Below are 10,937 nucleotides of genomic sequence, written 5' to 3' on the forward strand. Positions count from 1 at the left end.
GCGTCGAGTTGGACCGCGAGCTTCCCATCGCGGCCAACGATCGCCGCGTTTCGATCGGAATCGTACATCGCCGCAGCGCCCCGTTTGACGAGTTCCGCGTGCGGCAACAGCTCGAAAACCGCGTCGCCTCGGGCGACCATAGCGGTTACCTGCGCGTTCGCGAAAGAATTCTGATTAAGACCATTCACGAAGTTCTGCAACGCAACGGGATTCACGCCCTCGGTGTCGCGAATGCGAACGAAGATGGGGTCATTCGTGGTAAATGCGGTCATCACCGTACTCCTTGCTCTTGAATAGCTTGCCAATCAATATGCGATCGACGCAGGTTTCAGGGCCGACCTTGAAGTTCACGTTTGCGCTGTCAGGATGTAGGGCGGTGAATATCGCCGTATAAGGTTGGCCATCGTGCGGGCCGGTTGGCGGCAGATGCGAAGGGCGCGCCCATTCCTGGAGTTGCGCATGAACGTCCGGTGGCCTGTAGATGAATGGCTTCCCCCAGTAGGCCTCCACAAGACGCGAGGAATAGCACATGAGCTCCGGGCCAACGAGGTTTTGCGCGTAGCCGAGTTCGACCGAAACGCTCCACGTCTCCGAGGCTTTGTAGTCGTAATAGACCACGCGGCCTCGCCATAGCGGCGCAGCCAAGGGCCCATCCTTCTCGAAGGACTCCACAAGGCTTCGCCCCCCTTGAGAATCCCACGTAGGCGAACTGCCGATGAGACGAGCCCCAATGACCTCCTCGATCTTCTCCCGGTCGAGGATGAGGCCTGGCTCTTCATTTAAGCGCTTGGCGGCATCGATCAACCGCTTGAGATGAGGGGGAAGCCGCGTCGCCATGATCTTTCCATGACCGGCTGCAGGTGGTGCCTTCGATTTGGCAGCGTCAGCCGCCGAGGTGCCTTGAGCCCACGCCTCCACGGGCCCGATCATCATCCCGATGATCACAACCAGGCACACCAGCGATGTCCTGGACGCGTTGAATGTCATCCTCGCCCCGGCTCTTCGCTTCGCTCGCTCCTTCTGGACGACCAGCGCTTTGAACCGAGCCCAGGCATGTGCTCTGTCTTCTGACCTCATGCTTCCTCTCTGAGTGAAAAATTGCTCGGCGTCGACGGGCGATGAAGTGCTCGATGCAGATCACACGCGCTCGAACGCTCGACGTGCGGCCGGGATGTTCGCGGGTCCGTGGCGCCGTGCATAGGTGACAAATGTCCCTACCGCAAAAAAACGACAACGACAGGGTCCCCATCGCCTATCAGTACTCTTGTTCCTAAACCTGCGGGTAGACGTACGGCCTCCCTCCTACCTCAGCAACGCGATCAGCTCCGTCCGCCTGCCGACCCCCACACTGGCGTAAACCTTTGCCAACTGATTCCGAACGCTCTTCTCCGTGATCCCCAGCACCAGCGCGATCGCCTTGTTGCTCTTGCCGGCCGCGAGCTGACGCACGATGTCCTTCTGCCTCGCCGTCAAGTGCTCGAAGCGGCACGGCGCCGACCGCTCGATCAATGCGATGTGGGACAGCATCAAGTCGTTCAGCACCGGCGCGATCAGCGTCAGGGCCTCCAGGTGCCAGTCGCCCAGCGGCTCCATCACGCCAGCGAAGCCGAAGTACGTTCCCGCATTGGCCTTGGCATTGAGCACGCCATGCCCCGCCACGTTGCCGAGCGCGAAACGCTCGATTTCGTCGAGCTCGAACGCGCTCGCGTGCGGCGGCGGCTTCTTTGGATCGATGTAGAAAGGTTGCCGGCTCGCGAACCACCACGCCAGCGAGCCACGCTGGCCTAGCTCGAAGGTGGTCGACATCTGGCGCAGATAGTCATCGCCGTGGCCGGTGGCGAGCATGTGGGTCACCACGAGTTGGCCTGCGATGAGTTCGCCATGTCCCAGCACCACGCCTTTGAACGGGAAGAACTGGCGCAATGGCCCTTCGAGCCACGGCATCAAGCTGTCGGCCGCCGCGAGCGGATGCGTCACCGCGGCGACCCACGCTTCCAGATCGTCGTCGCTCAATTGCTTGAACCGTCGATTGCCCATCGCCCGCTCACCGCTCTCGCATGCTTCGCCTGACCCCGTCGAGAACGGGATCGAACAGGTAGCGCCAGGCGCTGCGTTCCTGTGTCGGTATGAAGACCTCGGCCTGCATGCCGGGCGACAACACCAGTGTCTGGCCTGCAAGCCGGCTCGCGGCGGCCAGGGCCTCGGGGCTGATGGTCACGTGCGCCAGGTAGTACGGTGCCGATGGGCCGGCCGCACTCGGGTCGGTGAGCCGGTCGGCACCGATGTAGCTCAAGCGTCCCTCGACCTGCGGCGTCGAACGCGTGCGGTAGGCGCTCAGCATCACTTGGGCTTTCTTCTCCGCCGCCAGCACCTGCTGCGCATCGCGGATGTCGGCCGGGGCGATGCGAGCCTCGACGACGAGGGGCGAATCGGCCGGCACGATCTCCAGCACGGGTTCGCGCGGGCCGATGGCAGCGCCAACCGTGTGGACCCGGAGGTTGACCACCTCACCGGCCACCGGTGCCGTGATGCGCTGCCTCGCCTGGGCATCGGCTGCCGGCCTCAGCTGCTGGCCCAACTGCGCGAGGCCGGCGGTGACGTCCTTCAGCTCATCGGCTGCAGCACGCGCGAACTCCGTGCGCTGCGCGGCGAGTTTGAGGCGGATGTCCGCCTGTCGCTGGCGCGCCTGGGCAAGCTGGCCCTGCCCGGCCTGAACGCGGGCACGGTAGTCGGCGAGCGTTCGCTGAAGCTCGGCCACACGGGCCGCGCTCACGAATCCGTCGGCGCGCAATTTCTCGTTGGCATCCAGATCACGCTGGGCCAATTGAAGCGCTGTCATGGTCGTTTCGATCAGGCCCAGTTGCGTAGAGATCTCATGACGGGCCTGCGCGAGCTGCTCGTTGAGCCAGTGGGCCTGCTCCGACTGCTGCCGGGCGCGCGCCGCAAACACCTCGCGTTCGCGCTTGGCAAGCGCGCCCGCCTGGGCCGACTCGTCGTCGGACGTGTATTCGGACAGCACCGCGAGATCAGGCACGAAGGGCCGGCCGCTTGTCTCCGCATTGAGCCGCTGCGCCTTCAGCGCGGCAGCAACTGCCTGCTCGCGCAAGGCGCGCACGCCGGCGGCCACCCGCTCGTCGGCCAGCGTGACGAGCGTCTGCCCCTGCTCGACACGGTCGCCGTCCTTCACGTGGATGGCGGCGACGATCCCGCCTTCGGCATGCTGCACCGTCTTGCGGTGGCCCAGCGAGCGGACAGTGCCTTCGGACACGATCGCCGCAGCCAGTGGTGCGAGGGCTGCCCACGCGCCGAGCGCGGCGAAACCCAACAAGGCACCCGCGATGCCTCTGCGCATCGAATGTCGCATCTCCGTCCTTGCGAAGGTCGAGGCCGTCGACTCCGCCTTCATGCGGGTACCGCCTTGCTCCTCATGGCCTGCGGACCGCGCTGCGCCATCCACTGCCGTACCTGCTCGCGCGGTCCGAACTGCTCGATGCGACCGTCCCGCAACATCAGGACGTGCGTGGCAAGCTCGATCAGCCGCGGACGGTGCGTGATGGCGACCACGGTGCTGCCTTGCTCGCGGAGGCCGCGCAGACAGTGCTCCAACGCCCCCTCGCCCTCGGGATCGAGCTGGCTGTTGGGCTCATCCAGCACAATCAGGCTGGGAGGACGGGCGCCGGGCGTGGCGTAGATGGCGCGGGCGAGGGCGATGCGCTGCCGCTGGCCACCGGAAAGCGCGTGCGCTTGAATGTCGCCGCCAAGAAGTGTGTCGTAGCCCCTGGGCAGCGCCGTGATCAGTGCGTGCGCCCCCGCACGCCGTGCCGCATCGACCACCGCGTCGCTCTGCTCGCGCGTCAGCTCGTCGACGGGTTGCCACAGTCGCGCGATGTTGTGCGCCACGCTCCCGCTGTGCAGCAGGATGTCCTGCGGCAGGTACCCCGTGGCCTGGCCGCGCGCCTGCTGGCTGTATTGGTGCAGTGCCGCACCGTCGAGCGCGACCTCGCCGTGGGTCTGCGGCTGAACGCCGGCCAGCACGCGCGCAAGCGTGCTCTTGCCGCATCCGCTGGGGCCGAGCACGGCGAGCATGCTGCCGGGCGGCAACGCGAAGTCCAGTGCATGGAGGATGGTCCGACCGGTCAGCGCCGGCCTGACGCCGAGGCCCGACACGCGAAGTGCGCCACGGCTCGGCGGCAAGATCGTCTCGGGGATAAGCCGGTCATGGGCAGCTTGCGCGGCGAGCGCTCGCAGAAGCCGGTCCAGGGCCTTGCGCGCTTCCAGCAATGGCTTCCACCCACCGATCAGCACCTCCAACGGCATCAAGGCTTTGCCCAACAGGATGCTGCCCGCGACCATGACGCCGCCCGTCGCATGGCCGCTGGCGACCAGCCAGGCGCCCGTTGCCAGCATCAGCACCTGCAGCGACTGGCGTGCAAGCTTGCCTGCGGTCTTCAAGCTGTGGCCGGGCAGTTCGGCCTCCAGTTGGACGCGCGCGGCGCGAGACTTGATCGACAACAGCGAATCGCCCACCTGCGTTTGCTGGCCATGGCTCTGCAGCATGTCGATGCATCCAGCCACTTCGCCTGCCTTGCGCTGCGCATCCGCCTGCGCCTGCTCGGCTTCCACAGCCGGCTCTCGCAAACGACGCTCAGTGAGCCACGCGAGTGCCAGCAACACCAGCACGCCTGCGAGTGCGACGGCGCCCAGCCACGGATGGAAGGCGGCGATGACCAACAGGTAGACCGGCGTCCATGGCAAGTCGGTGACCGCGATCGTCAGCGGCCCGCCGGCCGCGGCGCGCAGTGCTGCCAGGTCCCGCCAGAGCTGTTGCGATGCGGCGGTGGCCTGCGAGCCCGGCATATGGAGCAGCCAGGGCACAAGGTCACGCGCGAAGTGCTGCTCCAACTCGCAAGCCCGCGCCGCATGCCATCGCACACGGGCAGTCTCGACCAGCCACCATGTCGACAACGACAAGCCCGCCGCAACGAGCAACATGCCGAGCGTCTCCATGCGTCGGCTGCTCAAGACACGGTCGTAGATCTGGAGCGTGACGAGCGTGGGTACGAGAAGCAGCAGGTGCGCGACGGCACCGGCCAGCAATGCCCCGCCGATCTCGCGGGACGACATCCATTCGACAGCGGAGCGGCGCTGCCGGCGAGGGAAGTGCATGGGAATCCACCCTGATTTTCTTGTTGGTCGAGTGGCGGGATTCTGCCAGCGGATTTCTGGCTGACATGCGATTGGCGCGGGTGGCGAACGCACTGTGAACAGGGGTAACTATTGCGCCGGCTTTTCCATGATTAACGCGTCGCTGCGTCGTGTGCAACAACCAATATCAGCTGCTGTTCGGCCACATAAGCCCCGCTCGAAGAGGACAGTTTTCAGCTTGGAAGGTCTTGTTGAAAGCCGTCCTCTTGCGCCGCTGGCACTTGCTAAGCCTGACGCGATTCGAGATTCCGCAGATGCCGCTTCGCCATCTCGCGAAAACCAGCCGAGATGCGCTTGTCCTCCGCCGCGCTCCGCCAGAACGCGATGGCCAATGAACTGGCGTGCGCCCATACGCGCAACGTGTCGGCCGTGGGCGCGAGCCGGGAAGGATCGAAGTCGTCGCGCGACACCAGTTCACCCGCGATCGGCGCGTAGATCACGAGCCAATGCTGGATAGCCGCGCACCGTCGATCGTTCGCGGACGGTGGCTTGTGCGTACCGTTCGATGGACTTTGTGCCAAGTATCAGACTACCCGGCAGATCTTCCCTAGCCTCGCAAAGCACGTTCAGGACATGTGCGTCCGTCCAATGCTCAGGGTTGCTATCAAGTTGCAGATCCCTTCTGGCACGAGCCAAAGCTCGCGCCAGAAATCCTTAGGGCTGCATATCGGCCAGGAACCAGGGGAGCCCCGCGTGGAGCCGCGTACGCTGGGTACCCATTCTCTCGACTGCACAACGGCCATCGACGCCGACGGCCAGCATGCCGAACTGTGCGATCTCCCCACTGCTGGCAACCTGGAGGATAGGGATGGCGGAAGCGATCATCCCCCCATTATTTCGACCGGACGCGGGCGATCTTCTCCCTTGAAAGAGTTTGCTGGACCGAAGGTTATCGCCTCGCGGTGCTAGCGACCAACACCCGCTGCGTCGGAAACAACGACCACCCCCACCGCTGCTGCGCGAACCCCCACAAGCCCTGCTTGAAGAAGATCGTCACCACGATCGCGAGCACGCCCAGGCCCAGCAGGTACCAGGTGCCGTAGTCGCTCAGGAACTTGTTGAGCGCCCAGAAGATGAGTGCGCCGACCAGTGGGCCTTCGATGCGGCCGATGCCGCCGATGACCACCATGAAGATCGCGAACGCCGTCCAGTTGACGCTGAATGCGGCGTCGGGGCTGATGCGCAGGTTGCCGACCAAGTAGAGCGCGCCCGCCAGGCCGGCACCGAAGGCGGCGACGACATAGACCGCGAGCTTCATCCGCGCGACCGGGATGCCCTGCGACTCGGCGGCCACCTCGTTGTCGCGGATGGCGAGCAAGGCCAGGCCGCGCTTGCTGCGCAGGAAGAGGTAGACCAACGCGACGGCGGCGACGACACAGGCGAGCGCCATCCAGTAGGTCACGCTCTCGCGGGTGGCGCGGTCGATGCCGCGCAGCGAGGTGAGCGTGGTGCCCGAGCCGCCGCCCACGGCCGACACGTTGGCGAAGCTCAGGCGAAAGACTTCGGCGATGACCCAGGTGCCGATGGCGAAGTAGCCGCCCGAGAGGCGGAAGGCGACGAAGGACACGGGCACGGCGATGAGGCCCGCGGCGAGCGCGCCGAGCGGAATGGCGAGGAAGGGGTCGAGCCCTGCGAAGTTGCCCAGCATCAGCATCACGTAGCCGCCGAAGCCGAAGAAGGCCTGCTGCCCGATGCTGACCATGCCGCCGTAGCCGGCGAGCAGGTTCCACATCATCGCGAAGATGAAGTAGCAGGCGATCTCGACGAACTCGCGCATCCAGCTCGACTCGCCCCAGAAGGGCAGGCTGACGGCGAGCAGCGCGAGCGCGACGGCGACGACCAGCGCGGCGCGGCTCGCGGCCGTGCTGCGCACCACGTCGAAGGCCGCGGCGTCGTGGGGCGTGGCGAGGGGTGGGTTGCGTGTCATGGCAGAGTCAGCCTCGCGTCTTGGGGAACAGTCCCTGCGGCCGCAGCACCAGCACGACGAGGAACACGATGTGGCCCACCCAGATGCCCCAGCCCGGGTCGAGCCTGAAGCCGATCTGCTGCGTGATGCCGAGGATCATGGCGCCGGCCAGCGTGCCCCAGAAGGAGCCCATGCCGCCGATGATCACGGCCTCGAAGGCGAAGAGCAGCAGCAGCGGCCCGTCGGAAGGCGACACCGTCGTGCGCATGCCCTGCAACGCGCCGGCCACGGCGATCAGCACGAAGGCGATGGCGGTCGCGAAGGCGTAGACCTTCCTGGCGTCGAGGCCCATGAGTTCGGCGATCTCGCGGTCGTCCGAGACCGCACGGAACGACCGGCCCAAGGCGGTGCGCGCGAACAGCCATTGCAGGGCCGCCGTGGCGGCGACCGCGACGGCGAGGATCACCAGCGGCAGCACGCCGACGGAGAGCGAATCGCCGAGCGCCAGGCCGCGCGTGTTGAAGCCATCGGTCTCGATCGACCGTGGGTCGGCGGAGAACAGCTCCAGCAGCATGTTCTGGATGACGATCGAGAGGCCGAAGGTCACGACCAGCGAAGGCAGCGGGTCTTTGCCGAGCGTGCCGTTGAGCACGTAGCGCTGCAGCGCGTAGCCGAATCCGAAGGCCAGCGGCAGCACCGCCAGCGCGGCGAAGAAGGGCGCACCGCCTGCGATCCCGGTGCCGGCGATGACGGCGAAGGCGCCGAGGATGATGAAGTCGCCCTGCGCGGTGTTGGTGAGCCGCATGACGCCGAACATCAGCGACTGGCCCAGCGCGAAGAGCGTGTAGAGGCCGCCGAGCAGGATGCCTTGGACGAGGATGTCGAGCATTCCGTGGCTCCTCAAACGCCGAAATAGGCCTGCGAGATCTGTTCGCGCGACAGTGCGTCGGAACGTCCGGTGAGCGACACGCGCCCCTCCTGCAGACAGTAGATGCGCTGCGATACGCGCTGCGCCATGGTCACGTCCTGTTCGACGATCGCGACCGTCATGCCTTCGCCGGTGATGGCCGGCATGGCGGCGTAGATCTCGCGGATGACGATGGGCGCGAGGCCGAGCGAGAGTTCGTCGCACAGCAGCAACTCGGGGTTGCTCATGAGCGCGCGGCCCAGCGCCACCATCTGCTGCTGGCCGCCCGACAGCGACGTGCCGGGGTCGTGGCGCTTCTCGGCGAGGATGGGGAACAGGCCGTACAGGCGCTGCAGGTTCCACGGGCCCTTGCGGCCGGCAAGGCCGCCGATGAGCAGGTTCTCCTCGACGCTCAGGCTGGGGAACAGGCGGCGGCCTTCGGGCACCATGGCCAGGCCGCGCTTGACGATCTCGCCGGGCGGCAGGCCGCCGATCGAATCACCCTTGAATCGCACTGCCTCGCGCGGCGCGCGCACCAGGCCCGTTAGGCATTTGAGCAGCGTCGATTTGCCGGCACCGTTGGCGCCGATGATGGCGACGAGTTCGCCTTGCGCGAGCGCGACGTCGATGCCGAAGAGCGCCTGTGCGTCGCCGTAGAAGGCTTGGAGGGCGTGGGCTTCGAGCAGCGCCGTCATGCTTCCATCCCCATGTACACCCGCCGCACTTCCGCATCGTTAATCACCGCCCGCGGTTCACCCTCCGCCAGCTTCTGCCCGAAGTTGATGACGAAGAGCCGATCGGCCAGCGACAGCAGCGCATGAACCACGTGCTCGATCCAGATCATGGTCACGCCGCGCGCTTTGATGCGCTGCAGTTCCGCCACGAGTTCCTTCGCCTCGGGCTCGGTCAGGCCGCCCGCTATTTCGTCGAGCAGCAGCAGCTTGGGCCGCGTGGCGAGGGCGCGCGCCAGCTCCAGGCGCTTGCGGTTGAGCAGCGTGAGCCCACCGGCCGGCTTGTTGGCATGCGCCATCAGGCCGGTCTCGGCCAGCACCTCGTGTGCGGTGTGCCAGGCCTCGCGCTCGGGCTGGCCGCCGCCGAAGCAGGCGGCGGTAACCAGGTTCTCGAACACGCTCATGTTGCCGAAGGGCTGCGGGACCTGGTAGCTGCGGCCGATGCCGGCATGGCAGCGCTGGTGCGGCTTGAGGCTCGTGACGTCGCGGCCTTCGTACTCGACACGCCCGGCGTCGACGCGCACGTCGCCCGAGATCAGGTTGAACAGCGTGGTCTTGCCCGCGCCGTTCGGCCGGAGGATGCCCAGGGTCTCGCCCTCGGTCACCGCGAGCGTGATGTCGTCGGTGACCTTGAGCGCCCCGTAGGACTTGCGAACGCCGTGCAGCGCGAGAAGTGTCATTGCATGCGCCCGATCACAGCAGCTTCAGCGTGCCGCCGGCGGGGATGTTGTTCGCGGCTTCGTTGTTGACCAAGGTCAGCTCGTACTTGTACTTCTGGCCCTTGTTCCACTGGCCCAGCACCAGCGGCGTCTTGCTGACGTTCTTGAACGGCCCCTGGCCGCCCCACTTGACCGGGCCGACGACGGTGTCGAGCGAAGTCGCAGCGACGGCATCGCGCACGTCGGCGGCCTTGACCGACTTGGCCCGCGAGAGTGCATTGGAGGCCACCTCGAAGAGCGCATGCGCAAAGCCGATGGGCTGTGTCCACTGCTTCTTCGCGCCGGCCTCGTAGGCCTCGGACAGCGACTTCGCGCTCTGCTTCGTGAGGCTCGACGTGAAGGGATGCGACGGGCTCCACCACACTTCGGTCGACAGCCCGTCGCCCAGGTCGCCCAGCGCCTCGATCGCGCCGGGGAATAGCAGCGCCTTGCCGAGCGTGATGACCTTGGGCTTGAAGCCCTGCTGCCGCGCCTGCGTGAGAAAGGTCTTGGCATCGGGCGGAATGACCACGCCGGTCACGATCTCGACGCCGTCGCGCTTGAAGGCCGCGATCTGCGCGCTGAAGTCCTGCGTGCCGTTCTGGAAGCGGCCCGGGTCGGTGAGCGTGAAGCCCATCTGCGACAGCGGCTTGGGGAAGCCCAGCTCCTTGTCGCCCCAGGCATTGCCGTCGCCGTCGTTCGGGAACAGGCCGCCGACCTTCTTGTTGGTGGCGACGGTCTTCCAGCCGTTGGTGAAGTTGGCGATGACGTCCTCCAACCCCCAGAACAGGTGGTACGTCCACGCGAAGCCCTTGGCCGGGTCGCCCTTGCGACCGAAGAACCAGGGCTGCCAGGGCACCACGCTCGAGATGCAGGGCACCTCGTTCAGCTCGCAGGCGTCGCTGACCGGGTTGGCGGTCTCGGGCGTCCCGGCCGTGAGCACCAGCGCGACCTTGTCCTTGAGGATCAGGTCGTTGGCGACCTCGCCCGCACGGTTGGGGTTGGATTGGCTGTCCTTCAGCACGATCTGCACCGCGTACTTCTTGCCGCCCACGCTGATGCCGTCCTTGAAGGCCGTCTTCATCTGGTCGATGACCCACTTGTCGGCCTCGCCGAAGGGCGCGAGCGGGCCGGTCTGCGGCGAGACGTAGCCGATCTTCAGCGTGTCGGCGGCGAACACCAGCGGTGTGGCGCTGCCTGCTGCGAGGGCGGCCGCGGCCTGGGTGAACTGTCTGCGGTTGAGGGCCATGGTTGTCTCCTTCTTCGTGGTTGACCTGTGCAAGCGGAATCGATGTCTCAGGCCGGCGGCGCGCCGATGTAGGCGCGCTGCAGCAGCGCGCGTATCGCATCGCGCTCGGCCGGGCCGAAGGGCCGCGGGTTCCAGTAGGGGTTGGCCACGGCGATCTCGGCGGCGCGGTCCAGGTCGTCTTCCTTCATGCCGATGTCCTTCAGCGCGGTGGGTGCGCCGTTGTCGCGGGCCAGTGCCTGCA

The 10,937-nt window shown here is 66.4% G+C and carries 12 protein-coding genes and 1 pseudogene; 1 reads left to right on the plus strand and 12 read right to left on the minus strand.

Annotation, left to right across the window (positions count from 1 at the left end):
• From B0W80_RS32785 to B0W80_RS32795, 3 genes are all read right to left on the minus strand, one after another.
• Positions 1-272 (minus strand): hypothetical protein (locus B0W80_RS32785; protein ID WP_143684890.1); only part of this gene is annotated, 272 nt, incomplete at its 3' end.
• Entirely contained in the window at positions 250-1,077 is an 828-nt protein-coding gene (locus B0W80_RS32790) for a hypothetical protein (protein ID WP_218668985.1), read from the minus strand. The genes B0W80_RS32790 and B0W80_RS32785, both read right to left, overlap by 23 nt.
• A gap of 225 nt (positions 1,078-1,302) precedes the next feature.
• On the minus strand, positions 1,303-1,845 hold the full coding sequence (locus B0W80_RS32795; protein WP_179107081.1) for a LuxR C-terminal-related transcriptional regulator: 543 nt from the start codon (positions 1,843-1,845) through the stop codon (positions 1,303-1,305).
• A gap of 36 nt (positions 1,846-1,881) precedes the next feature.
• On the opposite strand from B0W80_RS32795, the gene B0W80_RS35795 reads away from it, so the two are divergent.
• On the plus strand, positions 1,882-2,070 hold the full coding sequence (locus B0W80_RS35795; protein ID WP_179107082.1) for a hypothetical protein: 189 nt from the start codon (positions 1,882-1,884) through the stop codon (positions 2,068-2,070).
• Here B0W80_RS35795 and B0W80_RS32800 read toward each other — a convergent pair.
• The 9 genes and pseudogenes from B0W80_RS32800 to B0W80_RS32840 form a co-directional block, all read right to left on the minus strand.
• Entirely contained in the window at positions 2,045-3,352 is a 1,308-nt protein-coding gene (locus tag B0W80_RS32800; protein WP_077003334.1) for an HlyD family type I secretion periplasmic adaptor subunit, read from the minus strand. The genes B0W80_RS35795 and B0W80_RS32800 overlap by 26 nt on opposite strands.
• 50 nt (positions 3,353-3,402) lie before the next feature.
• Positions 3,403-5,097: a type I secretion system permease/ATPase gene (locus B0W80_RS32805; RefSeq protein ID WP_179107083.1), complete on the minus strand. Its 1,695-nt coding sequence runs from the start codon at positions 5,095-5,097 to the stop codon at positions 3,403-3,405.
• Positions 5,098-5,429: 332 nt separating this feature from the next.
• A complete protein-coding gene (locus tag B0W80_RS32810; RefSeq protein ID WP_077003328.1) occupies positions 5,430-5,645 on the minus strand; it encodes a hypothetical protein in 216 nt (71 codons plus the stop codon).
• Positions 5,646-6,094: 449 nt separating this feature from the next.
• Positions 6,095-7,132 (minus strand): branched-chain amino acid ABC transporter permease, encoded by a 1,038-nt coding sequence (locus B0W80_RS32815; protein ID WP_077003329.1) that lies wholly within the window; start codon positions 7,130-7,132, stop codon positions 6,095-6,097.
• A gap of 7 nt (positions 7,133-7,139) precedes the next feature.
• Positions 7,140-8,000 (minus strand): branched-chain amino acid ABC transporter permease, encoded by an 861-nt coding sequence (locus B0W80_RS32820; RefSeq protein ID WP_077003330.1) that lies wholly within the window; start codon positions 7,998-8,000, stop codon positions 7,140-7,142.
• A gap of 11 nt (positions 8,001-8,011) precedes the next feature.
• Complete coding sequence (locus B0W80_RS32825; protein WP_077003331.1) at positions 8,012-8,713, minus strand: ABC transporter ATP-binding protein; 702 nt, start codon at positions 8,711-8,713, stop codon at positions 8,012-8,014.
• Positions 8,710-9,429 carry an ABC transporter ATP-binding protein gene (locus B0W80_RS32830; protein WP_077003332.1) on the minus strand — a complete coding sequence of 240 codons (720 nt, stop codon included), beginning with the start codon at positions 9,427-9,429 and terminating at the stop codon, positions 8,710-8,712. Before B0W80_RS32830 ends, B0W80_RS32825 begins: the two co-directional genes overlap by 4 nt.
• 13 nt (positions 9,430-9,442) lie before the next feature.
• Positions 9,443-10,696: an ABC transporter substrate-binding protein gene (locus B0W80_RS32835; RefSeq protein WP_077003333.1), complete on the minus strand. Its 1,254-nt coding sequence runs from the start codon at positions 10,694-10,696 to the stop codon at positions 9,443-9,445.
• Between the two features lie 47 nt (positions 10,697-10,743).
• Positions 10,744-10,937: pseudogene (locus B0W80_RS32840) on the minus strand (maleylacetate reductase); the annotation flags it as partial.

Source organism: Variovorax sp. KK3 (assembly GCF_001984055.1).
Classification (GTDB): Bacteria; Pseudomonadota; Gammaproteobacteria; order Burkholderiales; family Burkholderiaceae_C; genus Variovorax.

Excerpts from the sequence above, each read along its gene's own strand:
- B0W80_RS32835 (WP_077003333.1), bottom strand. The coding sequence starts at position 10,696 with ATGGCCCTCAACCGCAGACAGTTCACCCAGGCCGCGGCCGCCCTCGCA.
- B0W80_RS32790 (WP_218668985.1), bottom strand. The coding sequence starts at position 1,077 with ATGAGGTCAGAAGACAGAGCACATGCCTGGGCTCGGTTCAAAGCGCTG.
- B0W80_RS32830 (WP_077003332.1), bottom strand. The coding sequence starts at position 9,429 with ATGACACTTCTCGCGCTGCACGGCGTTCGCAAGTCCTACGGGGCGCTC.
- B0W80_RS32795 (WP_179107081.1), bottom strand. The coding sequence starts at position 1,845 with ATGCTCGCCACCGGCCACGGCGATGACTATCTGCGCCAGATGTCGACC.
- B0W80_RS35795 (WP_179107082.1), top strand. The coding sequence starts at position 1,882 with ATGTCCCAGCACCACGCCTTTGAACGGGAAGAACTGGCGCAATGGCCC.
- B0W80_RS32820 (WP_077003330.1), bottom strand. The coding sequence starts at position 8,000 with ATGCTCGACATCCTCGTCCAAGGCATCCTGCTCGGCGGCCTCTACACG.
- B0W80_RS32825 (WP_077003331.1), bottom strand. The coding sequence starts at position 8,713 with ATGACGGCGCTGCTCGAAGCCCACGCCCTCCAAGCCTTCTACGGCGAC.
- B0W80_RS32800 (WP_077003334.1), bottom strand. The coding sequence starts at position 3,352 with ATGCGCAGAGGCATCGCGGGTGCCTTGTTGGGTTTCGCCGCGCTCGGC.
- B0W80_RS32815 (WP_077003329.1), bottom strand. The coding sequence starts at position 7,132 with ATGACACGCAACCCACCCCTCGCCACGCCCCACGACGCCGCGGCCTTC.